Source organism: Pseudomonas sp. NY15181 (assembly GCF_048068055.1).
Lineage (GTDB): Bacteria > Pseudomonadota > Gammaproteobacteria > Pseudomonadales > Pseudomonadaceae > Pseudomonas.
The window spans coordinates 392,991-419,383 of record NZ_JBLUPT010000002.1; the positions used below are offsets into that span (position 1 = coordinate 392,991).

Annotated in this window: 25 protein-coding genes; 19 read left to right on the plus strand and 6 right to left on the minus strand. The window is 65.7% G+C overall.

Features of this window, described 5'->3' with window-relative positions:
- Positions 1-70 precede the first annotated feature (70 nt).
- Both ACNFBT_RS07265 and ACNFBT_RS07270 read right to left on the minus strand, forming a co-directional pair.
- A complete protein-coding gene (locus ACNFBT_RS07265; protein ID WP_416747848.1) occupies positions 71-379 on the minus strand; it encodes a cupin domain-containing protein in 309 nt (102 codons plus the stop codon).
- Complete coding sequence (locus ACNFBT_RS07270; protein ID WP_416747850.1) at positions 380-1,726, minus strand: aspartate aminotransferase family protein; 1,347 nt, start codon at positions 1,724-1,726, stop codon at positions 380-382.
- Positions 1,727-1,863: 137 nt separating this feature from the next.
- Here ACNFBT_RS07270 and ACNFBT_RS07275 point away from each other — a divergent pair, with 137 nt between their 5' ends.
- The 5 genes from ACNFBT_RS07275 to argE all read left to right on the plus strand — a co-directional run bounded on the left by ACNFBT_RS07275 (position 1,864) and on the right by argE (position 6,952).
- Positions 1,864-2,784, plus strand: coding sequence for a LysR family transcriptional regulator (locus ACNFBT_RS07275; protein ID WP_416747852.1), 921 nt, complete (start codon positions 1,864-1,866; stop codon positions 2,782-2,784).
- Positions 2,785-3,190: 406 nt separating this feature from the next.
- The gene (locus ACNFBT_RS07280) at positions 3,191-4,519 is read left to right on the plus strand and encodes a flavin-containing monooxygenase (RefSeq protein WP_416747854.1); all 1,329 of its coding nucleotides are present in this window, start codon (positions 3,191-3,193) and stop codon (positions 4,517-4,519) included.
- Positions 4,520-4,522: 3 nt separating this feature from the next.
- Positions 4,523-4,933 (plus strand): RidA family protein, encoded by a 411-nt coding sequence (locus ACNFBT_RS07285; protein WP_015474916.1) that lies wholly within the window; start codon positions 4,523-4,525, stop codon positions 4,931-4,933.
- An 87-nt stretch (positions 4,934-5,020) separates the two neighbouring features.
- On the plus strand, positions 5,021-5,695 hold the full coding sequence (locus tag ACNFBT_RS07290) for a DUF1028 domain-containing protein (protein WP_416747856.1): 675 nt from the start codon (positions 5,021-5,023) through the stop codon (positions 5,693-5,695).
- Positions 5,696-5,800: 105 nt separating this feature from the next.
- Positions 5,801-6,952: an acetylornithine deacetylase gene (gene argE / locus ACNFBT_RS07295; RefSeq protein ID WP_416747858.1), complete on the plus strand. Its 1,152-nt coding sequence runs from the start codon at positions 5,801-5,803 to the stop codon at positions 6,950-6,952.
- Between the two features lie 470 nt (positions 6,953-7,422).
- On the opposite strand, the gene ACNFBT_RS07300 is transcribed toward argE, so the two are convergent.
- Both ACNFBT_RS07300 and ACNFBT_RS07305 read right to left on the minus strand, forming a co-directional pair.
- Positions 7,423-8,067, minus strand: coding sequence for an HAD family hydrolase (locus ACNFBT_RS07300; RefSeq protein ID WP_416747860.1), 645 nt, complete (start codon positions 8,065-8,067; stop codon positions 7,423-7,425).
- Between the two features lie 86 nt (positions 8,068-8,153).
- A complete protein-coding gene (locus tag ACNFBT_RS07305) occupies positions 8,154-9,293 on the minus strand; it encodes a hypothetical protein (protein ID WP_416747862.1) in 1,140 nt (379 codons plus the stop codon).
- A 215-nt stretch (positions 9,294-9,508) separates the two neighbouring features.
- Between ACNFBT_RS07305 and ACNFBT_RS07310 the strand changes: the two genes are divergently transcribed.
- The 4 genes from ACNFBT_RS07310 (at position 9,509) to ACNFBT_RS07325 (ending at position 14,651) form a co-directional block, all read left to right on the plus strand.
- On the plus strand, positions 9,509-10,579 hold the full coding sequence (locus ACNFBT_RS07310; protein ID WP_416747864.1) for a hypothetical protein: 1,071 nt from the start codon (positions 9,509-9,511) through the stop codon (positions 10,577-10,579).
- Between the two features lie 128 nt (positions 10,580-10,707).
- Complete coding sequence (locus tag ACNFBT_RS07315; RefSeq protein ID WP_416748315.1) at positions 10,708-12,300, plus strand: inorganic phosphate transporter; 1,593 nt, start codon at positions 10,708-10,710, stop codon at positions 12,298-12,300.
- 364 nt (positions 12,301-12,664) lie between these two features.
- Positions 12,665-13,723 carry a PA0069 family radical SAM protein gene (locus ACNFBT_RS07320; protein ID WP_416747866.1) on the plus strand — a complete coding sequence of 353 codons (1,059 nt, stop codon included), beginning with the start codon at positions 12,665-12,667 and terminating at the stop codon, positions 13,721-13,723.
- A gap of 211 nt (positions 13,724-13,934) precedes the next feature.
- On the plus strand, positions 13,935-14,651 hold the full coding sequence (locus ACNFBT_RS07325; RefSeq protein WP_416747868.1) for a carbonic anhydrase: 717 nt from the start codon (positions 13,935-13,937) through the stop codon (positions 14,649-14,651).
- A gap of 147 nt (positions 14,652-14,798) precedes the next feature.
- Here the strand turns inward: ACNFBT_RS07325 and ACNFBT_RS07330 are convergent, their stop codons facing one another.
- Positions 14,799-15,437, minus strand: coding sequence for a hypothetical protein (locus tag ACNFBT_RS07330; protein WP_416747870.1), 639 nt, complete (start codon positions 15,435-15,437; stop codon positions 14,799-14,801).
- Positions 15,438-15,859: 422 nt separating this feature from the next.
- Between ACNFBT_RS07330 and coxB the strand changes: the two genes are divergently transcribed.
- The 4 genes from coxB to ACNFBT_RS07350 are packed head-to-tail and all read left to right on the plus strand — an operon-like array spanning position 15,860 to position 20,087.
- A complete protein-coding gene (gene coxB, locus ACNFBT_RS07335) occupies positions 15,860-16,984 on the plus strand; it encodes a cytochrome c oxidase subunit II (RefSeq protein WP_416747872.1) in 1,125 nt (374 codons plus the stop codon).
- 10 nt (positions 16,985-16,994) lie between these two features.
- Positions 16,995-18,590, plus strand: a complete 1,596-nt coding sequence (gene ctaD / locus ACNFBT_RS07340; protein WP_416747874.1) for a cytochrome c oxidase subunit I — start codon at positions 16,995-16,997, stop codon at positions 18,588-18,590.
- Between the two features lie 29 nt (positions 18,591-18,619).
- Entirely contained in the window at positions 18,620-19,177 is a 558-nt protein-coding gene (locus ACNFBT_RS07345; protein ID WP_416747876.1) for a cytochrome c oxidase assembly protein, read from the plus strand.
- 22 nt (positions 19,178-19,199) lie between these two features.
- Positions 19,200-20,087, plus strand: coding sequence for a cytochrome c oxidase subunit 3 (locus ACNFBT_RS07350; protein ID WP_416747878.1), 888 nt, complete (start codon positions 19,200-19,202; stop codon positions 20,085-20,087).
- Between the two features lie 59 nt (positions 20,088-20,146).
- Here ACNFBT_RS07350 and ACNFBT_RS07355 read toward each other — a convergent pair whose 3' ends face one another.
- Positions 20,147-20,356: a twin transmembrane helix small protein gene (locus tag ACNFBT_RS07355; protein ID WP_207884777.1), complete on the minus strand. Its 210-nt coding sequence runs from the start codon at positions 20,354-20,356 to the stop codon at positions 20,147-20,149.
- Positions 20,357-20,400: 44 nt separating this feature from the next.
- Here ACNFBT_RS07355 and ACNFBT_RS07360 point away from each other — a divergent pair, with 44 nt between their 5' ends.
- The 6 genes from ACNFBT_RS07360 (at position 20,401) to ACNFBT_RS07385 (ending at position 26,363) form a co-directional block, all read left to right on the plus strand.
- On the plus strand, positions 20,401-21,168 hold the full coding sequence (locus ACNFBT_RS07360; protein ID WP_416747880.1) for an SURF1 family protein: 768 nt from the start codon (positions 20,401-20,403) through the stop codon (positions 21,166-21,168).
- A complete protein-coding gene (locus ACNFBT_RS07365; RefSeq protein ID WP_416747882.1) occupies positions 21,143-21,709 on the plus strand; it encodes a hypothetical protein in 567 nt (188 codons plus the stop codon). The genes ACNFBT_RS07360 and ACNFBT_RS07365 overlap by 26 nt, the downstream gene beginning before the upstream one ends.
- A gap of 57 nt (positions 21,710-21,766) precedes the next feature.
- The gene (locus ACNFBT_RS07370) at positions 21,767-22,840 is read left to right on the plus strand and encodes a COX15/CtaA family protein (RefSeq protein WP_416747884.1); all 1,074 of its coding nucleotides are present in this window, start codon (positions 21,767-21,769) and stop codon (positions 22,838-22,840) included.
- Positions 22,841-22,915: 75 nt separating this feature from the next.
- A complete protein-coding gene (gene cyoE, locus ACNFBT_RS07375; RefSeq protein WP_416747886.1) occupies positions 22,916-23,818 on the plus strand; it encodes a heme o synthase in 903 nt (300 codons plus the stop codon).
- 175 nt (positions 23,819-23,993) lie between these two features.
- On the plus strand, positions 23,994-24,629 hold the full coding sequence (locus tag ACNFBT_RS07380) for an SCO family protein (RefSeq protein ID WP_416747888.1): 636 nt from the start codon (positions 23,994-23,996) through the stop codon (positions 24,627-24,629).
- A gap of 615 nt (positions 24,630-25,244) precedes the next feature.
- Positions 25,245-26,363 carry a Re/Si-specific NAD(P)(+) transhydrogenase subunit alpha gene (locus ACNFBT_RS07385; protein ID WP_416747890.1) on the plus strand — a complete coding sequence of 373 codons (1,119 nt, stop codon included), beginning with the start codon at positions 25,245-25,247 and terminating at the stop codon, positions 26,361-26,363.
- Positions 26,364-26,393: the final 30 nt, after the last annotated feature.

The window sequence follows — 26,393 nt, forward strand, 5'->3', positions numbered from 1 at the left end:
CAGCGGGGCTCGCCGGGACGGCCACTCTAAGGCGACTCGTCCGGCGCTGCCTGCTTGCGTGCCCGCGCGCTCAGTGGTCGTGCGGCTGCCCGTCCTTGAGCTCGATCTCGATGAAGGCCACTTCGTGATCGCAGGGGTTGATCACGTTGTGCTCGGTACCGATCTGGCGGGTGTAGCTCTGGCCCAGGACCAGCGGCGCGCGCCGCTCGCCCTCGGGGGTTTCCAGCAGCAGTTCGCCGTGGGTCACCGGGACCACGACGTATTCCATGCCGTGGCGGTGCCAGCCGGTCTCGGCACCGGGGGCGAAGCGCCACTCGGTGACCAGGACCTTGTCGTTGTCGATCTGTACCGTCGGGACGGCCTTTGGACGCTGGCTCACTTACGCCACCCCGTTGAGGGCGTCGCCGACGGCGCTGAACAGGCGGTCCAGGTCTTCGGGCTTGGCGTTGAAGGTCGGGCCGAACTGCAGGGTGTCGCCGCCGAAGCGCACGTAGAAGCCTTCTTTCCACAGCTTCATGCTGGCTTCGAACGGACGCACGATGGCGTCGCCGTCACGGCCGGCGATCTGGATCGCACCGGCCAGGCCGCAGTTGCGGATGTCGATGACGTTCTTCGCGCCCTTCAGGCCGTGGATGGCCTTCTCGAAGTACGGCGCCAGCTCCAGGGACTGCTGGATCAGGTTTTCCTTCTGCAGCAGGTCCAGCGCGGCGATACCGGCGGCGCAGGCGACCGGGTGCGCGGAGTAGGTGTAGCCGTGGCCGAACTCGACGGCGTATTCCGGCAGGTTCTGGCCCATGAAGGTGTCGTAGATTTCGCTGCTGGCGATCACCGCACCCATGGGGATGGCGCCGTTGGTGACCTGCTTGGCGACGTTCATGATGTCCGGCTTCACGCCGAAGAACTCGGCGCCGGTGGCCTTGCCCATGCGGCCGAAGGCGGTGATCACTTCGTCGAAGATCAGCAGGATGTTGTGCTGGTCGCAGATTTCGCGCAGGCGCTGCAGGTAGCCCTTCGGCGGTACCAGCACGCCGGCGGAACCGGACATCGGCTCGACGATGACGGCGGCGATGTTGGAGGCGTCATGCAGTTCGATCAGCTTGAGCAGCTCGTTGGCCAGCTCCACGCCGCCGGTTTCGGCCATGCCCTTGGTGAAGGCCAGGCCCGGCTGCAGGGTGTGCGGCAGGTGGTCGACGTCCATCAGCTGGCCGAACATCTTGCGGTTGCCGCCGATGCCGCCCAGGGCGGTGCCGGCGACGTTCACGCCGTGGTAGCCACGGGCGCGGCCGATCAGCTTGGTCTTCTGCGCCTGACCTTTGATGCGCCAGTAGGCACGGGCCATCTTGATGGAGGTGTCGGCGCACTCGGAGCCCGAACCGGTGAAGAACACATGGTCGAGGCCGGCCGGGGTCAGCTGGGTGATTTTCTCGGCCAGCTGGAAGGACAGCGGGTGGCCGTACTGGAAGGCCGGGGAGTAGTCGAGGGTGGTCAGCTGCTTGGCGACCGCGTCAGCGATTTCCTTGCGCGAGTGACCGGCACCGCAGGTCCACAGGCCGGAGAGGCTGTCGTAGATCTTGCGGCCCTTGTCGTCGAACAGGTAGCTGCCTTCGGCGCCGACGATGATGCGCGGGTCCTTGTGGAAGTTGCGGTTGGCGCTGAAGGGCATCCAGTGGGCCTTCAGGTTCAGGTCGCTGGCCACCGACGGGGTGACGTTCACGTGCTGGTTCATGGAGCTTGTCCTCGACGACAGTCTTGTTGGGCGCGCAGGCCGCGTCGGGCCTGGTGCATTAGGACTAGATTGGGCCTGACTTAACGTGAGTTAAAGCTTATTCTTCTCACGCTCAGTTTCGAATTGGTAAAACTAAAATGGCGAAATCCCGTGCGCCCTCCCTGGGTCAGGTCAGCGACTTCGAAATCCGTCTGCTGCGCATCTTCAAAACCATAGTCGAGTGCGGCAGCTTCTCGGCCGCGGAAAGCACGCTGGGCATCAGCCGCTCGGCCATCAGCCTGCACATGGGCGACCTGGAGAAACGCCTGGGGATGCGCCTGTGCCAGCGCGGCCGCGCCGGCTTCGCCATGACCGACGAAGGCCGCGAAGTGTACCGCGCCACCCAGTCGTTGCTGGCGGCGCTGGAGGGCTTCCGCGCGGAAGTGAACGAGCTGCACCAGCATCTGCGGGGCGCGCTGAACATCGGCATCATCAACAACCTGGTGACCCTGCCGCAGATGCGCATCACCCACGCCCTGCGCGCCCTGAAGGCCAGCGGGCCGGGGGTGCGGATCAACATTGGCATGACCACGCCCAACGAGATCGAGCTGGGCGTGCTCGACGGACGCCTGCACGTGGGCGTGGTGCCGCTGATCAGCCCGCTGTCGGGGCTGGAGTATTCCTCTCTTTATGAAGAGCGCTCGCTGCTGTACTGCAGCCGGGAACACCCGCTGTTCGAGCGCGACGACGCGAGTATCACGGTGGAGGAGGTGCACGCCTGCGACGCCGTGGCGCCGAGTTACCGCATCCCCGCCGGGGCGCAGGAGCGGCACCAGGAGCTGCGCGGCGGCGCCAGTGCGTCCGACCGCGAGGGCATGGCCTTCCTGATTCTGACCGGCAGCTACATCGGCTACCTGCCCGACCACTACGCCGCCGACTGGGTGGCCCAGGGACGGATGCGGGCGCTGCGGCCGGAGCGCTTCCACTACGACATCCCGCTGACCGTGGTGACCCGCAAGGGCCGCCGGCCGAACCTGGTGCTGGAGCGGTTCCTGGAGGCGGTGGCGGAAAGCCGCTGATCGGCCACCCGTAGGGCGTATAACGCTCCGCGTTATACGCCGATTGACCTTGGCTTCAGGGCACTCCGAAGTCAGCTGCGGCGCCGCGATAGGGCGAGGTGTATCGGCGTACAACCGCGAACGGTTGTACGCCCTACGCGGCTGCCCCAAAGCCCGGAAAAACCGCCTACGGCACCCTGCCCCACACCCTGCCTATCCAATTTGTCACCCCAGCCACCAAAAATCCTATACCCCCGCCCTTTCGGCCCGCATGCCCCGTGGCGTGCGGCCCGACAGCTTTTCCCTAGCCTGCGACTACAAAAAACATAATTTCGCTATTGCCAGTCTCTGAACAGAATGCGCCCAAGCACCTCGCTACTAGCCGCAACAAGCAGAACAACGAGATCTGAGTCAGAGGAAGCAAGCCATGACCGAGCTGAATCCGAACGCCTTCGCCAAGAAGTCGCTCGATAACCTGGAAATCGATACGCTGGTCGTTGGCGCCGGTCAGGCCGGCGTGGCCATGAGCGAGCACCTGACCAGCCTGGGCGTACCGCACGTCGTGCTGGAGAAGAGCCGCATCGCCGAAGCCTGGCGCACCGGCCGCTGGGACTCCCTGGTCGCCAACGGCCCGGCCTGGCACGACCGCTTCCCGGGCATGGAATTCTCGGTCGGCCCGGATGAGTTCCCGGCCAAGGAGCAGGTAGCGGACTACTTCGTCGCCTACGCCAAGCAGTTCAACGCGCCGATCCACACCGGCGTGGAAGTGAAGAAGGTGACCCGCAACAACGGCCGTCCCGGCTTCACCGTGGAAACCTCCGAAGGCACCCTCCAGGCCCTGCGCATCGTTTCCGCCACCGGCCCGTTCCAGCGCCCGGTGATCCCTGCCATCGCGCCGCAGACCGAGAGCCTGCAGCAGATCCACTCGGCCCAGTACTACAACCCGCAGCAGCTGCCCGAAGGCGCCGTGCTGGTGGTGGGCGCCGGCTCCTCCGGCGTACAGATCGCCGACGAGCTGAACCGCGCCGGCAAGAAGGTCTTCCTCTCCGTGGGCGCCCATGACCGTCCGCCGCGCGCCTACCGCAACCGTGACTTCGTCTGGTGGCTGGGTGTGCTCGGCCTGTGGGACGCCGAGGAAGTGCAGCCGGGCCGCGAGCACGTGACCATCGCTGTGAGCGGTGCCCGTGGCGGCGAGACCATCGACTTCCGCCGCCTGGCCAACGAGGGCATCACCCTGGTCGGCCTGACCAAGGCCTTTGCCGAGGGCAAGGTGACCTTCCAGGACGACCTGCTGAAGAACCTCAAGGCGGGCGACGAGAACTATCTGGGCCTGCTGGACGCCGCCGACGCCTATATCGAGCGCAACGGCCTGGACCTGCCGGAAGAGCCGGAAGCCCGCAAGGTCTACCCGGACGCCGAATGCGTACGCAACCCGATCATGGAGCTGGACCTGGCCGCCGCCGGCATCACCTCGGTCATCTGGGCCACCGGCTACGCCGTGGACTTCAACTGGCTGCAGGTCGATGCCTTTGACGAGAAGGGCAAGCCCAAGCACCAGCGCGGTGTATCCCGCGAGCCGGGCGTGTACTTCGTCGGCCTGCCGTGGCTGTCGCGCCGGGGTTCCTCGTTCATCTGGGGTGTATGGCACGACGCCAAGCACGTGGCCGGCCACATCGCCACCCAGCGTAAATATGTCGAATACCAGGACGCTTCGCAGCGCGAAGCCTCCGTTCAAAAAGCCGCTTCCTGGGAGTAAGAGATGCCTACCCATACTCGCATCCGCATGTTCAACACCAAGGACACCTACCCGAACCAGACCCTGGACAACGACCTCTGCCAGGCCGTGCGCGCCGGCAACACCGTGTACGTGCGCGGCCAGGTCGGTACCGACTTCGAGGGCAACCTGGTAGGTCTGGGCGACCCGCGCGCCCAGGCCGAGCAGGCGATGAAGAACGTCAAGCAGCTGCTCGAAGAAGCCGGCAGCGACCTGTCGCACATCGTCAAGACCACCACCTACCTCATCGACCCGCGCTACCGCGAGCCGGTGTACCAGGAAGTCGGCAAGTGGCTGAAGGGCGTGTTCCCGATCTCCACCGGCCTGGTGGTGTCGGCCCTGGGCCAGCCGCAGTGGCTGATGGAAATCGACGTCATCGCGGTCATTCCGGACTGATGAACGGCTGAAGCGAAGCGGCGACGCGGGGAAATCCCTGCCTCGCCGTTTTGTCGTTTACGACGCAAGATTGATTAAGGAGCTCCCATGACCTTTTCCATCGTTGGACGCTGCGCCGAAACCGGCCAGCTGGGTATCGCCATCAGCTCCTCGAGCATTGCCGTGGGCGCCCGTTGCCCCTGGGTACGCGCCGGCGTCGGTGCGGTGGCCACACAGAACGTCACCCTGCCGGCCCTCGGCCCGCAGATCCTCGACCTGCTGGAAACCGGCCTGGAGCCGGGCGCGGCGCTGGACAAGGCGCTGTCGAGCAACGGCTACAGCCAGTACCGCCAGGTGACGGTGATCGACCAGCACGGCAAGGTCGCGCTGTTCACCGGCAGCGAGGCGCTGGGCGTGAATCACGCGGTGGCCGGCGAAAACTGCGTGGCGGCGGGCAACCTGCTGTCCTCCACGGCGGTGATGGAAGCCATGACCCGCGCCTTCGAACAGGCCGGCGGCTGCCTGGCCGAGCGCCTGCTGGCCGCCATGCAGGCGGCGATGGCCGCCGGTGGCGAAGCCGGCCCCGTGCATTCGGCGGCCATGAAGGTGGTGGGCGACCTGGTCTGGCCGATCGTCGACCTGCGCGTAGACTGGGCCGACGAGGCGCCGATCGATGAGCTGGAAAAGCTCTGGGTCGCCTACAAGCCGCAGCTGCAGGACTACCTCACCCGTGCCCTCGACCCGACCAAGGCGCCGAGCTACGGCGTGCCGGGCGACGAGTAAGACCATGCCCCTGTAGGAGCGGATTTATCCGCGATGCCGGCGCAGCCGGCCAGAATCGCGGACAGAGTCCGCTCCTACGAAAAAGTTTTGATGCAGGACCCGACCATGTCTTCCAGCCGTGAAATCCTCGCCAAGCTGATCGCCTTCGACACCGTCAGCCGCAACCCCAACCTGGCGCTGATCGAGTACATCCGCGACTACCTCGCCGATCTTGGCGTGGGGAGCGAGCTGTTCTTCGACGCCGAAGGCGGCAAGGCCAACCTCTACGCCACCCTGGGCCCTGCGGATCGCGGCGGGGTGTGCCTGTCCGGGCATACCGACGTGGTGCCGGTGGATGGGCAGAACTGGACGGTCCCGCCGTTCGAGCTGACCGAGCGCGACGGTCGCCTCTACGGCCGTGGCACCGCCGACATGAAGGGCTACATCGCCTGCGTGCTGGCAGCGGTGCCGGCCTTCCTCGCCCAGCCGCTGCGCCTGCCGGTGCACCTGGCCTTCTCCTACGACGAGGAAGTCGGCTGCCTGGGCGTGCGCTCGCTGATTGCCGCGCTGGAACAGCGCGAGCACAAACCGATGGTCTGCATCATCGGCGAGCCCACCGAACTCAAGCCGGTGCTCGGCCACAAGGGCAAGCTGGCGATGCGCTGCAACGTGCATGGCGCGGCCTGCCACTCGGCCTATGCGCCGCAGGGAGTGAACGCCATCGAGTACGCGGCCAAGCTGATCGGCCGCCTCGGCGAGATCGGCAGCCGCCTGGCGGAACCTGCGCGCCATGACCCGCGCTTCGATCCGCCCTACTCCACCGTGCAGACCGGCGTGATCAGCGGCGGCCGTGCACTGAACATCGTGCCCGCCGAATGCCAGTTCGATTTCGAAGTGCGCGCCCTGCCCAGCGACGACCCGCAGCAGGTCGCCGATGACCTGCGCGACTACGCCGAAGCCGAGCTGCTGCCGAAGATGCGTGCGGTGAAGGCCGAGGCGGATATCCGCTTCACTCCGCTATCCGCCTACCCGGCGCTGGCGACTGATCCGCAGACCGAGGCGGCCGACCTGATCGCCCTGCTCAGCGGCTCCCGCGAGTTCTCCACCGTGGCCTACGGCACCGAGGGCGGGCTGTTCGACCAGGTCGGCATTCCCACCGTGGTCTGCGGCCCCGGCAGCATGGACCAGGGGCACAAGCCGGACGAGTTCGTCAGCCTGGAGCAGTTGGCCAAGTGCGACGCCATGATGGCGCGGCTGGCGGAGTGGCTGCGCGGCTGAGCCCTGGCCATTTCGTAGGGCGTACAACGTTCGACGTTATGCGCCGTTTGACCTTGGCCCCCGACCGCGCCAACTCCAACCTGGGCGCGTGCCGAAGAACGCTTCGAGCCCGACCGACGCGCCAACCGGCAGTCAGGGTGAATCGGGGTATAACCGCGAACGGTTATAGGCCCTACGCCTGAGCCCCGGCTCTTCGTAGGAGCGGATCTTATCCGCGATGCTCCTGGTCCCGGCTTCGCCGGGATTTCGCGGACAAGGTCCGCTCCTACGAGATACATCTGCACTCGAGGCGGCCCTCACCCTAACCCTCTCCCAAAGGGAGAGGGGACCGCTTGGCGCAGGATCAAACCGAGGTGTCAGCCGGCACGGACGGCTCCCTCTCCCTGAGGGAGAGGGCTGGGGTGAGGGGGAGCGCAGGCACGGATTATCCAGAAGAAGACAGTTGCTCCTACGGGTGAGGCGCAGCGTCGTCAGGCAAACGCCGCCCGCAACTCGTCCATGCTCGCGAAGTAGTGCGCCGGGCTTTCCGCCATCAGCTCCTCGCGGCTGCCGAAGCCGTAGCCGACACCCGCAGCGGACAGGCCGTTGCGATGGGCGCCGATCAGGTCGTGCTTGCGGTCACCGATCATCAGCGTCTGCTGTGGGTCCAGCCCTTCGAGGCCGAGCAGGTGCTCGATCAGCTCGACCTTGTTGGTGCGGGTGCCGTCCAGCTCGCTGCCGTAGATCACCTTGAAGTGCCGGGCGAAATCGAAGTACCGAGCGATCTCGGCGGCGAACACCGTCGGCTTGCTGGTGCAGATGTACAGCGTGCGGCCCTGGCCGCCGAGCAGCTCGAGCAGCTCGCCCACGCCGTCGAACACCTTGTTCTCGTACAACCCGGTGTCCTTGAAGCGCACGCGGTAATGGTTCACCGCTTCCCAGGCGCGCGCCTCGTCGAAGTCGTAGGTGCTCATGAAGCACTGCAGCAGCGGCGGGCCGATGAAGTGCTCGAGCTGGCGCAGGTCGGGCTCGTCGATGCCGAGCTGGGCGAGGGCGTACTGGATCGAACGGGTGATGCCTTCACGCGGGTCGGTGAGGGTGCCGTCGAGGTCGAAGAGGATGTTCTGGTAATGCATGGGATCAGCGTCCGGCCGCGAAAGTCGGGCGGCAAGGATACTGCGCAGGACTCCCGGGGCGAAGCGCCAGGCGCCGAACGTCGTGCTCAGGGCGCGTAGCCCTGGCCCTGGCGCAGCACACGAAAACCGCCGCTGGCGTCGATGGGCGGAGGCGGCTCAGCGCCATAGGATTGCACGTCTTCGGGCTCCTCCACGTCCTGCGTCGGTTGCGACAGCCTTCCTGTCAGGCTTTGCTGGACCCGCCCGCCGAGGTAGTCGGCACCCGCCATCACCCCACCCTGCGGGTCGTGCATCAGCACCAGCCACTGTTCGTCGAAGGCCTCGTTGATCTCCTTGCGCAACTGGGTTTCCACCGCGGGCCGATCATGGTCATTGCTGCTGAAGCTGAACAGGGTGAAGGCCACCGAGATGATCGATCCGGCGACCTTGCCGGCGGCGCTGGCGAGCACTCCGGCGATGCTGCGGTTGCGAAGGTCGTTGACCAGCTTGGCGCTGGTGCGCTGGGCCACCGGGGACACCCCGCTGACCTTGGTGCCGGCACCCGCCTTGCCCGCCGCCTTGCGAATCTCCTGCATCAGTGCGGCAAAGGCCGGCAGCTTGCCGACATCCTTGGCGCGCACCACGTCATACAGAGAGGCGTCACGGCTCGAGGGCGGGCCGAGGGAAATCGCCGGGATACCCATCAGGTGCTCGTCGAAAGCCTTGCGCGGCACGCCACGGCGCTGCGGAATCGCGTCGAGGGCCTCCACCAGCGCTCCGACATAACGCCGGGCGGCGGTTTCCATGATGGAGTCGGGATCGAGCTCCCTCGCCACCGGCACCAGCACCTGCTGGTGGTATTCCTCCTGCAGGTAGGCCGCCAGCCGATCCACCGTGGGATCGAGATTGCCTTGGGAACCCATCTTGTACCAGGCGACCTTCATGCTCAGCCATTGCTGCGTCCAGTAGCTGGAAAACCAGGGGAGGAACTTGCTGTCGGTGCGCTGGTAGACCAGATCCATCCAGTGCTCCATGGCGCCTTCGGCGTAGGCGCGGGCCTGGGAGGTGGCGTTGAGGGAGGCGGCGCCGATATCGGCGTCCACCTGCTGCCAGGTGGCTGCGCTGACGGGGCCTACGGGTTCGGGCGGGCGATGGGAACAACCGGCCAGCGCCAGCAGCAACAACAGGAGGACACCGCCCCGTCGCCAGGGCGACCCGATGGCACTGGAGAAACACAGACTGTTCATGGCCGCTCGCCGGCTCGACGGCATCCGAAGGGCCTGCCGCCCGCTCCTGACCTCGGCCGGGCACTCGCTGGCGTCCGGTCATCCAGGCTTCAGTATAGGGCCGCGCATTGGCGCCAGAGGGCCGCCCGGCGGTTGCCCGCGAACGGCGCCTCCCCCGCGGCGCGGGCGAAAATGCTTAAATGCCGGGCTCCCTCGCTGCCCGACAAGGAAGGTCGATGAAATCCCTGCTGCTCCCCTGCCTGCTGCTCGCCGCCGCCCCCGCTGGAGCGGCGTTCCAGATCGAGCCGATCAAGGCGACCCATCCCAACGGCTCCGAGTACAGCTTCCCGCAGCTCACCGACCCGACGCCCGCCGCGCAGAACATCAACACCTGGCTGCAGGCCGTGAGCCTGCAGAAGCTGCCCGGGCGCTACCGCAAGGTGGCCTTCGAGGACATCTGGCCGCAGGTGGACGACGGCTGGCAGGGCATCACCAGCCTGGATTACGGCGTGACCAGCAACGAGCCGGGCTTCCTCAGCCTGAGCATCGGCTACGAATACATGGCCGCCTATCCGTCGCAACACCAGCAGAGCTACAACTTCGACGCCCACAGCGGCCAGCCTGTTCTCTTGCGCGACCTGTTCAGCGCCGACGGCCTGCAATGGTTGCGCCAGCAGACCAGCGAGCAGCGCGCGAAGCGCATCGAGGATTTCCTCGCGGGCAAGACGGTGGACAAGGACATTCAGCTGCGCAGCGATCCGGCAGAGGCCGAGGAACAGAAGCAGATCTACCAGGAGTGCCTGCCCTATGTGCGCGGGGATGACCTGGCCCACAACGAGGTCTTGTTGAAGAAGGACAGCCTGACCCTGGTCGGTGTGCACTGCGCACCGCACGTATCCCAGGCGCTGGACGACCTCTGGGACCACAGCACTACGTGGCGCTATGACGGCCTGGGCAAGCAGCTCAGCGACTATGGCCGCTGCCTGCTGGTCGACAAGAAGACCGACTGCGCGCGCGACGGGGCGCCACTGTCCGCCGGCGTGTGGCGCGGCAGCCTCGACGGCCGCTACCCGATCACGTTCGTGCTGGAGGGCGAGGAGTCCGACGGCAGCCTGGGCGGCGGCTATTTCTACGACAAGCACGCCCGCTATATCGAACTCAGCGGCCAGCGGGACGCACACGGCGGCCTGCAACTGCACGAATCCGGGCCGCCGCCCGCCACCTTCGTGCTCAGCCCGAACGGCCCCGGCTGGTCCGGCACCTGGCAGCAGGACGGCAAGAAAGCGCTGCCGATTGACCTGCATTGAGGCTGGCCGCCCACAGGGCGGCTAGTCTGTAGCGCATCGCCGCAAGGAATCCGCCGTGACCGACATCCTATTCACGCCCCGGAGGGAGCGCCACCGCCGTGCTTGACCGTTTTGGCCTGCTGGAAGTGATGCGCGCCTCGCGCCTGACCCAGTTCCCCATCAGCCCCGTACTGCGCGAAACCCATGGCTTCAAGAGTCGCCTGACCTTCTTCCTGCTGCTGGCCGGGGCCCTGGTGTTCACCTTCGTCAGCCTCGGTCAGGACATCCGCGCCAGCGGCGCGACGCTGCAGGCGGGCTGGCCGATGCTGATCCTGGCCGTCGCCCTGCTGGTGGCGCTGGGTTTCGAATTCATCAACGGCTTCCACGACACCGCCAACGCCGTGGCCACGGTGATCTACACCAACGCGCTGCCGCCACGGTTCGCGGTGGCCTGGTCGGGGCTATGGAATTTCCTCGGTGTGCTGTTCTCCAGCGGCGCCGTCGCCTTCGCCATCGTCTCGCTGCTGCCGCTGGACCTGTTGCTGAAGGTGGACAGCAGCGCGGGCCTCGCGATGATCTTCGCCCTGCTGATCGCCTCGATCCTGTGGAACCTCGGCACCTGGTGGCTGGGGCTGCCGGTCTCCTCGTCGCACACGCTGATCGGCTCCATCGTCGGCATCGGCCTGACCCATAGCGCGATGGCCGGGCACCTGGGCCTGTCCGGCAGCGCCTGGTCGCAGTTGCTGACGGTGGGCTATGCGCTGCTGCTGTCGCCGGTGGTCGGCTTCTTCTGCGCCTTCGTGCTGCTGCGGGCGATGAGCGCGGGCATCCGCAATCGTGCGCTGTTCCGCTCGCCCGAGGGGCGCACGCCACCGCCCGGGTGGATTCGCGCCCTGCTGATCGTCACTTGCACCGGGGTTTCCTTCGCCCACGGTTCGAACGACGGGCAGAAGGGCATCGGCCTGATCATGCTCATCCTCATCGCCACCGTTCCCCTGGCGTTCGCGGTGGATCGCGGCCACTCCTCGGAGCAGGCCCGCCAGTTGCTGAGTCTGGCCCAGGCCAGCCAGGCGCAGCTGCAACATGCCGGCGGCGCCGGCGGCGGCGATCCGCGTCAGGTGCTGCTGGCCTATCAGCAGGACCCGCGCGTCAGGCCGGACCTGCTGCCGTCGCTGGGCGCGGTCATCGGCGATGTTGCCGCGCGGCTGGAGCGATACGGCGAGATGGCGAAGGTCCCCGGCGACGAGGTAAAGGCCCTGCGCAACGACCTGTACCTGAGCCTGGAGACCATCCGCCTGCTGGACCACAGCGAACAGCAGGTCGACCTGGAAACCTGGAGCACCCTGCAGGGGCTGCGCAGCGAGGGAGAACAGACGATCCGCTTCATTCCCGTGTGGGTGAAGGTGGCCGTCGCCCTGGCGCTGGGCCTGGGCACCCTGGTGGGCTGGCGGCGCATCGTTACCACCGTCGGCGAAGGCATCGGCAAGACGCCGATGACCTACGCCCAGGGCGCCGCCGCACAGCTGGTGGCGATGCTCACCATCGGCGCGGCGGACGGCTTTGGCCTGCCGGTGTCCACCACCCACGTGCTGTCCTCCGGCGTGGCGGGCACCATGGCCGCCAACGGCAGCGGCCTGCAGTGGCCGACCATCCGCAACATGCTGCTGGCCTGGGTGCTCACCCTGCCGGCGGCCATCGGGCTGGCGGCGGGGTTGTACTGGGTGTTTGCGCGGGTGCTTTGATCCGTTCGCGGACGAAGTCTGGCCCTGCAAGAGCCCCTCACCCCAACCCTCTCCCTCCGGGAGAGGGTTGGGGTGAGGGGAAGCACCAGCACCGACTTTCCCGAAGAAGACAGTTGCTCCGAAATTCACTGAGGAGCATGGCCGTAGGGCGTACAACCGTTCGCGGTTGTACGCCGTTTCACTGGCCTATCGCGTATTTCGTGATCCACCTCGGAGCGCACTGGAACCAAGGTCAATCGGCGTATAACGCGGAGCGTTATACGCCCTACGGGTGCCAATGCGACCACCGGGCAGTTCGCGCTGGCTGTGGAAAACTCCGTGGATTACTGTATTTATATACAGCATTTCCTAAGAGCCTTCCCACATGACCTCCCAGCTCCCACCCCGCGGCCGTGGCACCGCCAGCAACCCGCACAACCGCTTCGCCCCGACCACCTCGGTGCCTGTGGATAACGACTGGTTCGACGAGGTCCCAAAACCCCAGGTGACCGAAATCCGCAACGAACTGGCAAAGACGGTGATCTCCCGCAACCAGTCGCCGGACCTGCCCTTCGACCGCTCTATCAACCCCTATCGCGGCTGCGAGCACGGCTGCATCTATTGCTACGCGCGGCCCAGCCACGCCTACTGGGACCTCTCGCCGGGGCTGGACTTCGAGACGAAGCTGATCGCCAAGACCAACGCCGCCGCCGTGCTGGAGCAGGAGTTGAGCAAGCCGGGCTACGTCTGCGCGCCGATCAACCTGGGCGCCAACACCGACCCGTACCAGCCCATCGAGCGCCAGCAGCGCCTGACCCGGCAGATCCTCGAAGTGCTGCTGCGCTTCCGCCATCCGCTGACCATCGTCACCAAGGGCTCGCTGATCCTGCGCGACCTCGACCTGCTCGCCGAGCTGGCGAAGCAGAACCTGGTCGGGGTGATGATCAGCCTGACCACCCTGGACGATGAGTTGAAACGCATCCTCGAACCCCGCGCCGCCGCACCTTCGGCGCGGTTGCGGGCGATCCGCGTGCTGCGTGAACAAGGCATTCCGGTGGGCGTGCTGTGTTCACCGATGATCCCGATGATCAACGACCGCGAGCTGGAAGCCCTGCTGGAGGCGGCGCACGACGCCGGCGCACAGAGCGCCAGCTACATGCTGCTGCGCCTGCCGCGGGAAGTCGGGCCGCTGTTCGAGGAATGGCTGGCGGCGCACTACCCGCAGCGCGCCAACCATGTGATGAGCCTGATCCGCCAGGTGCGCGGTGGGGAAATCTACGACAGCCGCTTCGGCCACCGCTTCCGTGGCGAAGGGCCGTTCGCCGAGCTGCTGGCCAGGCGCTTCGAGGTCGCCCTGCGCCGCCTGGGGCTGAACCGCCGTGGCGGCTTCGGCCTGGACTGTACGGCATTCGCGCCGCCGCGCAGCCAGATGAGCCTGTTCTGAGCCGTCGCCAATGAATGAGCGGCAATGAAGCATGGCGCAAAAAACCGTCACGAAGCACTGGCAGGGTTTTGCTTTACCCTTAGTCCATTGGATATCGCCCGACGCCAGGCCAACGCCCTCCGAGTTTTTTCGCTCGGGTTGTGTCTTTTCTCCTGCGGAAGTGCGTCGGCAAGCATGGGAAAATTTCGTCGTCACTCTTCGAGGCTCATACATGAACGATAAAACGCACGGTGAAGGGCAGGCCCACGAAAGCGCGGACGAGGCGCTGCGGCGAATCGTGGATGGCTTCCAGCACTTCCGCCAGGAGGTCTTCCCGCAGCAGGAAGAACTGTTCAAGAAGCTGGCCCACGCACAGAATCCGCGCGCGATGTTCATTACCTGCGCCGATTCGCGCATCGTTCCGGAGCTGATCACCCAGAGCTCTCCGGGCGACTTGTTCGTCACCCGCAACGTGGGCAACGTGGTGCCGCCCTACGGCCAGATGAACGGTGGCGTGTCCACGGCCATCGAATTCGCGGTGATGGCGCTGGGCGTGCAGCACATCATTGTCTGCGGCCACTCCGACTGCGGCGCGATGAAGGCGGTACTGGCCCCGCAGACCCTGGAAAGCATGCCGACGGTGAAGGCCTGGCTGCGCCACGCTGAAGTCGCCCGCACCGTGGTGGCGCAAACCTGCGGCTGCGCGACCGACGAACACCTGGGCATCCTGACCGAGGAGAACGTGGTGGCCCAGCTCGACCACCTGAAGACCCACCCGTCCGTCGCCGCGCGCCTGGCCAGCGGCCAGCTGTTCATCCACGGCTGGGTGTATGACATCGAGACCAGCGAGATCAAAGGCTACGACGCCGAGGAGGGTCGCTTCCGCCCGATCGATGGCGAAGGCCCGATCCCCATGGCCACGCCACGCGCGCGCTACCTGCCGCGCTAACGGCACCTGCGGAGCGGCTGGCTGCGCAGGCGCGGCCGCTGCTCCGGTTCAGGCACTTCGGGGGCGTGCGCCACAAGAGGCGCATTGCTCACCCACTCCAACCCCGGCCATCTCGGGGTTCCTTTCCCTGTTCCCGTCGTCGCCGCTCTAGCGCAGGCGCAATTCCACGCCGAACTGCCGCGACAGGCACGGCCACTGCTGCCAGGCCATCACCACCTGCGGATCGTTCAGGCGCGCGCGGTAGCTCTGCGCCGCGTCCGAGCTGAAGGTGCTTTCGTCGAGCATGCCGTCGACCGCGTGGTGCACGGCCTCGTCCAGCTGGTTGGCGAACGGCTCGCCGATCAGCTGGTGCGCCACCAGGTTGGCCACCGTGGTGTCCAGCGGGATCAGCGGCTGGTTGAAATGGGCGATGTAGCGGTCGTTCACCTCTTCCACCAGGCGATGGGCGAGGTAGGCCTCGTCCAGCAGGGCGTCGAGGCCATCGTGGCCGTCGAGCAGCGCCGGCGGGGTGAGGAAGAACTGCTCGGCCAGCTTGAGCACCGGCTTGATTCGCTCCTCGATGCCAGCCTCGCGCGCCACGCTGGCGGCGGCTTCGAGGAAGTCCGGCACCTGTTCGATATAGGCGTGCACGAAACGGGTGAGGGTGCCGCTGGGATCTTCTCCGGCCAGGGCGATGCTCGGATGCAACCCTTCGAGCTGGGACTGGATCAGGCGGGACAGGTGACCATGGCGGGACTCGAGAAGATGGGCGTTCTGGATCAGCTCACGCAGTGCAGCGGTATTCATGACAACTCCAAGACAACGGGGTTTGGAAAGTGAAGAAAGACCTTAGCCGGCGTCCGGCTGCAGCTAAGACGCGATTGTCATATTCATGAAGTGTTTATGCCGTCCAGGCATATCACACCGCCAGCATGGTACTCCAAAGCCGCGCCGGCCGCGGCTTTGAGATCACTCTTCGGTCTTTAGAATCGGTTTTTTACTCTGCGTTGTTATGTCGCAAGCCGTGTCTATACTCCGACTCGACACACGAAAAACCTGATGGACCCGGCCTGCCCTGCGTGCGCCGAGGTGATGACGGTCAAAGTCAGTTGTCTTGGCGGTCGCTCCCTTGGCCGTTGGCGAGTTCAGGCGTGCAAACCTTCTGGAATGGGGGGTTGCCGCACGAGCGCAATGCCGGCGGGATAAAAACAACGATAAGGGGAACCCGAATGCTGCGACATCCACGAGTCTGGATGGGCTTCCTTTTGCTCTTGGCTTTCAGTCAGGCAAACGCCGCCTGGACGGTCAACATGGCCCCCGGTGCGACGGAAGTCAGCCGTAATGTCTTCGACCTGCACATGACGATCTTCTGGATCTGCGTCGTCATCGGCATCATCGTGTTCGGCGCGATGTTCTGGTCGATGATCGTCCATCGCCGGTCCACCGGGCAGCAGCCCGCGCATTTCCACGAAAGCACCACGGTGGAAATCCTCTGGACCATCATTCCCTTCCTGATCCTGGTCGTGATGGCCGTTCCGGCCACCCGGACCCTGATCCACATGTACGACACCTCCGAGCCGGAACTGGACGTGCAGGTCACCGGCTACCAGTGGAAGTGGCAGTACAAGTACCTGGGCCAGGACGTGGAGTTCTTCTCCAACCTGGCCACCAGCCAGGACCAGATCCACAACAAGGCCGACAAGGACGAGCACTACCTCCTGGAGGTGGATAACCCGCTGGTGCTGCCGGCCGGGGTCAAGGTGCGTTTCCTGGTGACCTCCAGCGACGTGATCCACTCCTGGTGGGTGCCGGCCTTCGCGGTCAAGCGCGACGCCATCCCCGGCTTCGTCAACGAGGCCTGGACCAAGGTCGACAAGCCAGGCATCTACCGTGGCCAGTGCGCCGAGCTGTGCGGCAAGGACCACGGTTTCATGCCCATTGTGGTGGACGTGAAATCCAAGCCGGACTTCGACAAGTGGCTGGCCGAGCGCAAGGAAGAGGCCGCCAAGCTCAAGGAACTCACCAGCAAGGAGTGGACGAAGGACGAGCTGATCGCCCGTGGCGACAAGGTCTACCACACCATCTGCGCGGCCTGTCACCAGCCCGAAGGCCAGGGCATGCCGCCGATGTTCCCGGCGCTCAAGGGTTCGAAGATCGTCACCGGGCCCAAGGAGCACCACCTGGAGACCGTGTTCAACGGCGTCCAGGGCACGGCCATGGCGGCCTTCGGCAAGCAGCTCTCGGAAGTGGACATCGCCGCGGTGATCACCTACGAGCGCAACAGCTGGGGCAACAACGACGGCGACATGGTGACCCCACAAGAAGTGGTCGCCTACAAGCAGAAGCAAAAATAAGGAGGCCGCGATGAGTGCTGTGATCGATCACCCCGACCATTCTCACGCCGGCGACCACCACCACGGCCCCGCCAAGGGCCTGATGCGCTGGGTCCTGACCACCAACCACAAGGACATCGGCACCCTGTACCTGTGGTTCGCCTTCTGCGCCTTCCTGCTCGGCGGTTCCTTCGCCATGGTGATCCGCGCCGAACTGTTCCAGCCGGGCCTGCAGATCGTGGAGCCGGCGTTCTTCAACCAGATGACCACCATGCACGGCCTGGTGATGGTCTTCGGCGCGGTGATGCCGGCCTTCGTCGGCCTGGCCAACTGGATGGTGCCGCTGATGATCGGCGCGCCGGACATGGCCCTGCCACGGATGAACAACTTCAGCTTCTGGTTGCTGCCGGCGGCCTTCGCGCTGCTGGTGAGCACCCTGTTCATGCCTGGCGGTGGCCCGAACTTCGGCTGGACCTTCTACGCGCCGCTGTCCACCACCTTCGCGCCGCACAGCGTGACCTTCTTCATCTTCGCCATCCACCTGATGGGCATGAGTTCGATCATGGGCGCGATCAACGTGATCGCCACCATCCTCAACCTGCGCGCCCCGGGCATGACGCTGATGAAGATGCCGCTGTTCGTCTGGACCTGGCTGATCACCGCCTTCCTGCTGATCGCGGTGATGCCGGTGCTGGCAGGTTGCGTGACCATGATGCTGATGGACATCCACTTCGGCACCAGCTTCTTCAGCGCGGCCGGCGGCGGCGACCCAGTGCTGTTCCAGCACGTGTTCTGGTTCTTCGGCCACCCCGAGGTGTACATCATGATCCTGCCGGCCTTCGGCGCGGTCAGCTCGATCATCCCGGCCTTCAGCCGCAAGCCGCTGTTCGGCTACACCTCGATGGTCTACGCCACCGCGTCGATCGCCTTCCTCTCGTTCATCGTCTGGGCGCACCACATGTTCGTGGTCGGCATCCCGCTGGTGGGCGAGCTGTTCTTCATGTACGCGACCATGCTGATCGCCGTGCCCACCGGGGTGAAGGTGTTCAACTGGGCGTCAACCATGTGGCAAGGCTCGCTGACCTTCGAGGCGCCGATGCTGTTCGCCGTGGCCTTCGTCATCCTGTTCACCATCGGCGGCTTCTCCGGCCTGATGCTGGCCATCGCCCCGGCGGACTTCCAGTACCAGGACACCTACTTCGTGGTGGCGCACTTCCACTATGTGCTGGTGCCCGGCGCGATCTTCGGCATCTTCGCCTCGGTGTACTACTGGATTCCCAAGTGGACCGGGCACATGTACGACGAGAGCCTCGCCAAGCTGCACTTCTGGATGAGCTTCATCGGCATGAACATGGCGTTCTTCCCGATGCACTTCGTGGGCCTGGCGGGCATGCCGCGGCGGATTCCGGACTACAACCTGCAGTTCGCCGACTTCAACATGGTGTCGTCCATCGGCGCCTTCATGTTCGGCACCACGCAGCTGCTGTTCCTGTTCATCGTCATCAAGTGCATCAAGGGCGGCAAGCCGGCCCCGGCCAAGCCGTGGGACGGCGCCGAAGGGCTGGAGTGGACCATTCCGTCGCCTGCGCCGTACCACACCTTTACCACCCCGCCGGAAGTTAAGTAAGCACGAGCGTGTAGGTAGAGGATTCGCCCATGAGCGACGGCAACATCGAAACGCGCAAGCTGGTGACCCGGCTGATCATCGCCGTGGTCGCCATGTTCGCCTTCGGCTTCGCCCTGGTGCCGCTGTACGACGTGATGTGCAAGGCGCTGGGCATCAACGGCAAGACCTCCGGCAGCGCCTACCAGGGCGACGGCCAGGTGGTGGATCAGTCGCGCGAGGTGAAGATCCAGTTCGTCGCCAACAACAACATCGACATGGTCTGGGAGTTCCACCCCGAGGCCGAGCAACTGGTGGTGCATCCAGGCGCGGTGAATCAGATGCTGTTCGTCGCCCGCAACCCCACCGACAAACCGATGACCGCCCAGGCGATCCCGAGCATCGCGCCCTCGGTGGCGGCCACCTATTTCCACAAGACCGAATGCTTCTGCTTCACCCAGCAGGTGCTGCAGCCGGGTGAGCGCATCGAAATGCCGGTGCGTTTCATCGTTGACCGCGACCTGCCCAAGGATGTGCGTCACCTGACCCTTGCTTACACGCTGTTCGACATCACCGCCCGCAAGCCACCCGTGGCCAGCAACGACCGCTGATAGGGCCAAGGAGAACAACAAGATGGCAACCCACGATCCCTATTACGTCCCCGCGCAGAGCAAGTGGCCGATCATCGCCACCATCGGCATGCTGGTGACGATGTCCGGCGTCGGCACCTGGATGAATGACATGAGCGCCGGCAAGGCGCAGTCCCACGGCCCGTGGATCTTCTTCGCCGGCGGGCTGATCCTGGCGTACATGCTGTTCGGCTGGTTCGGCAACGTCATCCGGGAAAGCCGCGGCGGCCTGTACAGCCCGCAGATGGACCGCTCGTTCCGCTGGGGCATGAGCTGGTTCATCTTCTCCGAGGTGATGTTCTTCGCCGCCTTCTTCGGCGCGCTGTTCTACGTGCGCCACTTCGTCAACCCATGGCTGGGCGGCGAGGGTCACCACGGCATCTCGCACATGCTCTGGCCGCAGTTCGAACAGGGCTGGCCGCAGCTGAGCAACCCGGACAACAAGCTGTTCCCGCCGCCCAAGGAAGTGATCGATCCGTGGAAGCTGCCGCTGATCAACACCCTGCTGCTGGTCAGCTCCAGCTTCACCGTGACCTTCGCCCACCACGCGCTGAAGAAGAACCATCGCGCCCCGCTGAAGCTGTGGCTGGCGCTGACCATCGCGCTGGGCGCCTGCTTCCTGGTGCTGCAGGCCTACGAGTACCACGAGGCCTACACCGAACTGGGCCTGACCCTGGGCTCGGGCATCTACGGCGCGACCTTCTTCATGCTCACCGGCTTCCACGGCGCCCACGTGACCATCGGCGCGATCATGCTGAGCATCATGCTGATCCGCATCCTGCGCGGGCACTTCGACGCCGACAAACACTTCGGCTTCGAAGCGGCCAGCTGGTACTGGCACTTCGTCGACGTGGTGTGGGTCGGGTTGTTCACCTTCGTTTACGTGCTGTGAGGCGGGGGGAATTGCAGGACCTGTAGGAGCGAGCCTGCTCGCTCCTACGAAGAGCAAGATCAGAAATGCCAGGGAGCGGGGCTGCTCAGTTGACCGCTGAAGAAGCCCCAGGCGATGAGGGCGATGGTCAGGGCGGCGAGGATGACGCGAACGGTCAGGGCATTGACCACGCGCGAACCGTGACCCTCGTCCTTGACCAGGAAGAACAGGCCACTGAACAGACTGACGACGGTCGCCAGCAACAACAGAACGATCGCAGCTTTGAGCATTACCGGCCTCCTGTCCGCGGGGGACTGGGGTTGAGGGGGATGTCTTGCAGTATAGCCAGCACGCTACTGAGCACAGCGCAGGCCGCGCCACGCGCGCCTTCCGGCCCGGCATCGCGCCGACCCTGGTGGTCCTTGCGCTGCTGCCGGTGCTGATCGGCCTGGGCTTCTGGCAGCTATCCCGCGCCGCCGAAAAACGCACGTTGCTGATTGCCGCAGAAACCCAGCGCCAGCAGGACCCGATCTCCGTCGCCGCACTCGAGCGCCTGCCGCCGCGCAGCTATGTGCGGGTGCGCCTGCAGGGACAGTTGGACGCCGAACATACCGCCCTGCTGGACAACCGCACCCGCGACGGCCGCGCCGGCGTCGAGGTGCTGCAACCCTTCTATGACCGCGTCGGCCACCAGTGGCTGCTGGTCAATCGCGGCTGGGTCGCCTGGCCGGATCGCCGCGTGCCGCCGCAGATCGACACGCCCACCCACGACCTGCTGCTGGACGCCTGGACCTATGTTCCGCAGCCCGCCGCGCCAACCGCGCCAGTCGCCGGCTGGCCACGCCTGATCACCCAGGTGGACGCCCCCGCCCTGTGGGACCAGCTCGGCCGCGAAGGGCTGCCGCTGGAAATCCGCCTGGAGCCGGGCGACGCCGCCCTCGACACCGACTGGCCGATCGTCGCCATGCCTCCGGAGCGCCACGTCGGCTACGCCGTGCAGTGGTTCGCCCTGGCTTTCGCACTGACCGGCCTTTACCTCTACCTCGGCATCCGTCGCGCACGGGAGACCCTCGACCATGACCGCCAGCATGACCCTGAATGAGCAGCCCGCCCGCCGCCGTGGGCGCCTGCAGCTGATCCTCATCCTCTGCGTGACCCTCGGCCCGATGATCCTCGCCACCGCCATGTACAAGCTGCAGTTCTGGGTGCCGGAAGGCCGCAGCTACCACGGCGACCTGATCGCCACCGGGCAGACCCCGGCCGATCTCGGCGTGCAGGCCGACAAGAGCACCGAGCGCTGGCAACTGCTGGTCACCGCTCCGGAAACCTGCGCCAGCGACTGCCAGCAACTGGTCTACCTCGCCCGGCAGATCAACATCGGCCTGGGCCGCGAGGCCAGCCGCGCCGAGCATGTGCTCGCCTTCGCCAAACCACTGCCGGCCGAATTCACCGGCCTGCTCGACAAGGACTACCCGCGCCTGCAACGCCTGGGCCTGACGCCGACCCAGCACACCGGCGCCAAGCCGCAACTGTGGATTGTCGACCCCCACGGCAACCTGGTGCTGCGCTACGACGCCGGGACCGACGGCAAGTCGATCCTCAAGGACCTGCAGCTGCTGCTGAAGCTTTCGAATATCGGTTGATGCTCTTTTGATCGGGAATCGCCAGCCCCACGACAACAACAAGATCGGGAGCGACGCATGATCCAGGCAACACGCAAACCCGCCTTCTACGTCGCCGTGCTGGCGACGGCCCTGGCCTTCGTGGTGATCCTGCTGGGCGCCTATACCCGCCTTACCCACGCCGGCCTCGGTTGCCCGGACTGGCCCGGCTGCTACGGCTTCGTCCATGTGCCGACCAGCGAGGCGCAGCTGGCCCACGCCGAGATGCGCTTCCCCGATGCCCCGGTGGAGGCGCAAAAGGGCTGGAACGAGATGATCCACCGCTACTTCGCCGGCAGCCTCGGCCTGCTGATCCTCGGCCTGGCCATCCATGCGCTGGTCCGTCGCGGTCGGGACGGCCAGCCCATGCGCCTGCCGCTGCTGCTGCTCGGCGTGGTGATCGCCCAGGCCGCCTTCGGCATGTGGACCGTCACCCTCAAGCTCTGGCCGCAGGTGGTCACCGCGCACCTGCTGGGCGGCTTCACCACGCTGTCGCTGCTGTTCCTGCTGAGCCTGCGCCTGTCCGGCGCCTTCGCCCCGCTGCAACTGTCCTCGCGCCTGCGGGCGCTGGCGGCCTTCGCCCTGCTGCTGGTGATCGGGCAGATCGCCCTCGGCGGCTGGGTGAGCAGCAACTACGCGGCGGTCGCCTGTGTCGACCTGCCGATGTGCCACGGCCAGTGGTGGCCGGACATGGACTTCGCCAACGGCTTCCACCTCACCCAGCACATCGGCCCGAACTACCTCGGCGGACAGCTCGACAGCGACGCGCGCACGGCGATCCACATGACCCACCGCATGGGCGCGCTGTGCGTGACGGCCGTGCTCCTGCTGCTGGCCTGGAACCTCCAGCGTCATGGGCTGATCGGCGTCACCGCGCTGATGCTGCTGGGGCTGTCGATCCAGATCGGGCTGGGCATCAGCAACGTGCTGCTGCACCTGCCGCTGCCGGTGGCGGTGACCCACAACGGCGGCGGCGCCTTCCTGCTGCTGATGCTGGTGCTTGTGAACTACCGGGTGCGCGCACCGGCCAGGAAACCCGTCGAGCTGCCCGCGTGCGGCCCGATCACCCTGGACGCCCTGGAGCGCCCGGTGGCCTACCCCTCTCAAGGTTGAAATTGCACGGTTGAGCACGACGGCCGGCCGGTGCCACGGTGCGCCGGCCCCGATCCACCAGACGGAGAAATGACCATGGCCAGCGTCATCAGCACTTCCAGCCACGCCAGCTGGCGCGACCTGCTCGAACTGACCAAGCCCAAGGTGGTGCTGCTCATGCTGATCACCTCGCTGATCGGCATGCTGCTCGCCACCAAGGCTGGCGTGTCCTGGCAGGTGCTGGTATTCGGCAACCTCGGCATCGGCCTGTGCGCCGGCGGCGCGGCGGCGGTGAACCACGTGGTGGACCGGCGCATCGATTCGATCATGGCGCGCACCCACAAGCGCCCGCTGGCGGAAGGGCGAGTCTCCCCACCCATTGCGCTGGGCTTCGCCATGCTGCTGTCGGTGGCAGGAATGGCAGTGCTGCTGGTGTTCACCAACGCCCTCACCGCCTGGCTGACCCTGGCCTCGCTGCTGGGCTACGCGGCGCTCTATACGGGCTTTCTCAAGCGCGCCACACCACAGAACATCGTCATCGGCGGGCTCGCCGGCGCCGCCCCGCCGCTGCTGGGCTGGGTCGCGGTGACCGGGCAGGTGTCCGCCGAACCGCTGCTGCTGGTGCTGATCATCTTCGCCTGGACGCCGCCGCACTTCTGGGCGCTGTGCCTGCACCGCAAGGACGAGTACGCCAAGGCGGACATCCCGATGCTGCCGGTAACCCACGGCGAGCACTACACCAAGCTGCACATCCTGCTCTACACCCTGGTGCTGTTCGCCGTGACGCTGATGCCCTTCGTTATCCACATGGCCGGGCTGGTCTACCTGCTCGCCGCGCTGGCCCTGGGCGCGCGCTTCCTCGACTGGGCCTGGGCGCTCTACTGCGGCAGCCGGCCCCATGCGGCGATCAAGACCTTCAAGTACTCTATCGCCTACCTGTTCCTGCTGTTCATCGCGCTGCTGGTGGACCATTACCTGCCGCTGCATGTGACGCTGTGACCGGCGTCGTAGGGCGTATAGCGCTCCGCGTTATACGCCGATTAGCCCTGGTTCAAGGGCACTTCGAACTTGGCCCTGGAGCCAGCTAAGAAGCCTGGTGTAACGGCGTACAACCGCGAACGGTTGTACGCCCTACGCGCGTCACCCGACCGCTCCTCCGACCCACGAGAACCCCATGTCCCGAGTCAACAAGACCGTCTTCATCCTCGTCGCCATCGTCGCCCTGATCCTCGGCCTCACCATCCACAAGGTCATCACCCAGCGTCACCAAATCGACCCGACGGTGCTGCTCGACGCCGGCATCGTGATCCTGCCGCAGACCCGCAGCGTCCCCGACCTGACCTTCCAGGACCAGGACGGCCAGCCGTTCCAGACCGCCAGCCTGAAGGACAAATGGTCCCTGCTGTTCTTCGGCTACACCTTCTGCCCGGACGTCTGCCCCACCACCCTGGCGCAGCTGCGCGAGCTGCAGACCAAGCTGCCGCCGGAAGTGGCGAAGAACCTGCAAGTGGTGTTCGTCAGCGTCGACCCGCACCGCGATACCGCGCCGCGCATCAAGGAATACCTCGGCTTCTTCAACGCCGGCTTCAAGGGCATCACCGGCTCGGAAGAGAACGTGCAGAAGCTGGCCAACGCCATGAGCATCCCCTACATCCCGGCGGACACCAGCAAGCCCAACTACACCGTCGACCACAGCGGCAACCTGGTCATCATCGGCCCGGACGGCACCCAGCACGGCTTCATCCGCGCCCCGCTGCACAACGACAAGCTGGCGGCCCAGCTGCCCAGCGTGATCAGCGCGAACAACTGATCCCCGCGACACTACGCCTCACCCCCGACGGCCACCCGATAACGGTGTCCGTTGTTTTTTCTGTGTCATTCCCGCTCCGGCAGGACAACCGCGAACTTTCTGCTAAACCTCATCCTTAGGCTCTGACCCGGCGCAATGCGCGGATTTGAAGCCTCGCGGATGGTTTCCTGACCCCGTAGTCAATGTAAAAAATCTGCTACAGGAAATCAGGCATCAGTAATGACTCATACTCCATATTAGAAACATTAATTAACACCTATGCCTGAGCCTGTTGCAGGATTACCGGGCCTTTCGGTGGGTATGGGGAGCCTCTGATGGGTGGTCATTCACGGCGAGGATGACGTTTCCGTCCGGTCACAATAGGCAATTAGGCTAAACGCCAAGGCACATGCGGCCTCGGTGGCGACCGGAAAACTACGGGTCACAGCGTGACTTGTAGTTACCGCCTGGTACCACTCCAGAACTCCTTGAAGCTACCCAGGCTAGATTGCACAATGCCGCGGCCACCGGGTCACAACCCGGTCCATAACAAGAACTAGACCGTTGCCAGTTCGATAACCCGGGTCGCCAACGTAGTAGCCCGGACAATCCCAGGATCACGCAGGAGATTTGCAAGTGCAGATCGGTGTACCCCTCGAGACCCAAGCCGGTGAGACGCGGGTCGCAGCAACGCCGGAGACGGTCAAGAAACTGATCGGGCAGGGCCATCAGGTCGTCATTCAGAGCGGTGCGGGCGTCAGCGCCAGCCAGCCGGATGCCGCCTACGAAGCCGTTGGCGCGAAGATCGGTACTGCCGCCGATGCCTTCGGTGCAGAACTGGTCCTCAAGGTCGTCGCGCCCAGCGAAAGCGAGCTGGCGCAGATGAAGCCGGGTACCGTGCTGATCGGCATGCTCAACCCGTTCAACAACGAGAACATCGCCCGCATGGCCGAACGCGGCGTCACCGCCTTCGCCCTGGAGGCCGCGCCGCGTACTTCCCGCGCGCAGAGCCTGGACGTGCTCTCCTCCCAGGCCAACATCGCCGGCTACAAGGCCGTGATGCTCGCCGCCAACCACTACCCGCGCTTCATGCCGATGCTGATGACCGCCGCCGGCACCGTTAAGGCCGCCCGCGTGCTGATCCTCGGCGCCGGCGTTGCCGGCCTGCAGGCCATCGCCACGGCCAAGCGCCTGGGTGCGGTGATCGAGGCGTCCGACGTGCGCCCGGCGGTGAAGGAGCAGATCGAGTCCCTGGGCGCCAAGTTCGTCGACGTGCCCTACGAGACCGACGAAGAGCGCGAGTGCGCCGAAGGCGTCGGCGGTTACGCCCGCCCGATGCCGGCTTCGTGGATGGAGCGTCAGGCCAAGGCCGTGCACGAGCGCGCCAAGCAGTCGGACATCGTCATCACCACCGCGCTGATCCCGGGCCGCAAGGCGCCGACCCTGCTGCACGAGGCGACCGTCGCCGAGATGAAGCCGGGCTCGGTGGTCATCGACCTCGCTGCATCGCAAGGCGGCAACTGCCCGCTGACCGAGGCCGACCAGGTCGTGATCAAGCACGGCGTGACCCTCGTCGGCCTGAGCAACCTGGCCGCGCTGGTGCCGGCGGACGCCTCCGCACTCTACGCACGCAACCTGCTCGACTTCCTCAAGCTCACCCTGACCGCCGAAGGCTTCACGGTGAACCTGGAAGACGACATCGTCGCCGCGTGCCTGATGTGCCGTGACGGCCAGATCGTGCGCAAGAACGGCTAACGAGCGATCGTCCTTCTTATATAAGAACGC

What these genes read in the sequence shown, in the direction of transcription:
- ACNFBT_RS07270 (WP_416747850.1), bottom strand. Translation starts at nt 1,726, where the DNA reads ATGAACCAGCACGTGAACGTCACCCCGTCGGTGGCCAGCGACCTGAAC.
- ACNFBT_RS07275 (WP_416747852.1), top strand. Translation starts at nt 1,864, where the DNA reads ATGGCGAAATCCCGTGCGCCCTCCCTGGGTCAGGTCAGCGACTTCGAA.
- ACNFBT_RS07280 (WP_416747854.1), top strand. Translation starts at nt 3,191, where the DNA reads ATGACCGAGCTGAATCCGAACGCCTTCGCCAAGAAGTCGCTCGATAAC.
- ACNFBT_RS07285 (WP_015474916.1), top strand. Translation starts at nt 4,523, where the DNA reads ATGCCTACCCATACTCGCATCCGCATGTTCAACACCAAGGACACCTAC.
- ACNFBT_RS07290 (WP_416747856.1), top strand. Translation starts at nt 5,021, where the DNA reads ATGACCTTTTCCATCGTTGGACGCTGCGCCGAAACCGGCCAGCTGGGT.
- argE (WP_416747858.1), top strand. Translation starts at nt 5,801, where the DNA reads ATGTCTTCCAGCCGTGAAATCCTCGCCAAGCTGATCGCCTTCGACACC.
- ACNFBT_RS07300 (WP_416747860.1), bottom strand. Translation starts at nt 8,067, where the DNA reads ATGCATTACCAGAACATCCTCTTCGACCTCGACGGCACCCTCACCGAC.
- ACNFBT_RS07305 (WP_416747862.1), bottom strand. Translation starts at nt 9,293, where the DNA reads ATGAACAGTCTGTGTTTCTCCAGTGCCATCGGGTCGCCCTGGCGACGG.
- ACNFBT_RS07310 (WP_416747864.1), top strand. Translation starts at nt 9,509, where the DNA reads ATGAAATCCCTGCTGCTCCCCTGCCTGCTGCTCGCCGCCGCCCCCGCT.
- ACNFBT_RS07315 (WP_416748315.1), top strand. Translation starts at nt 10,708, where the DNA reads ATGCGCGCCTCGCGCCTGACCCAGTTCCCCATCAGCCCCGTACTGCGC.
- ACNFBT_RS07320 (WP_416747866.1), top strand. Translation starts at nt 12,665, where the DNA reads ATGACCTCCCAGCTCCCACCCCGCGGCCGTGGCACCGCCAGCAACCCG.
- ACNFBT_RS07325 (WP_416747868.1), top strand. Translation starts at nt 13,935, where the DNA reads ATGAACGATAAAACGCACGGTGAAGGGCAGGCCCACGAAAGCGCGGAC.
- ACNFBT_RS07330 (WP_416747870.1), bottom strand. Translation starts at nt 15,437, where the DNA reads ATGAATACCGCTGCACTGCGTGAGCTGATCCAGAACGCCCATCTTCTC.
- coxB (WP_416747872.1), top strand. Translation starts at nt 15,860, where the DNA reads ATGCTGCGACATCCACGAGTCTGGATGGGCTTCCTTTTGCTCTTGGCT.
- ctaD (WP_416747874.1), top strand. Translation starts at nt 16,995, where the DNA reads ATGAGTGCTGTGATCGATCACCCCGACCATTCTCACGCCGGCGACCAC.
- ACNFBT_RS07345 (WP_416747876.1), top strand. Translation starts at nt 18,620, where the DNA reads ATGAGCGACGGCAACATCGAAACGCGCAAGCTGGTGACCCGGCTGATC.
- ACNFBT_RS07350 (WP_416747878.1), top strand. Translation starts at nt 19,200, where the DNA reads ATGGCAACCCACGATCCCTATTACGTCCCCGCGCAGAGCAAGTGGCCG.
- ACNFBT_RS07355 (WP_207884777.1), bottom strand. Translation starts at nt 20,356, where the DNA reads ATGCTCAAAGCTGCGATCGTTCTGTTGTTGCTGGCGACCGTCGTCAGT.
- ACNFBT_RS07365 (WP_416747882.1), top strand. Translation starts at nt 21,143, where the DNA reads ATGACCGCCAGCATGACCCTGAATGAGCAGCCCGCCCGCCGCCGTGGG.
- ACNFBT_RS07370 (WP_416747884.1), top strand. Translation starts at nt 21,767, where the DNA reads ATGATCCAGGCAACACGCAAACCCGCCTTCTACGTCGCCGTGCTGGCG.
- cyoE (WP_416747886.1), top strand. Translation starts at nt 22,916, where the DNA reads ATGGCCAGCGTCATCAGCACTTCCAGCCACGCCAGCTGGCGCGACCTG.
- ACNFBT_RS07380 (WP_416747888.1), top strand. Translation starts at nt 23,994, where the DNA reads ATGTCCCGAGTCAACAAGACCGTCTTCATCCTCGTCGCCATCGTCGCC.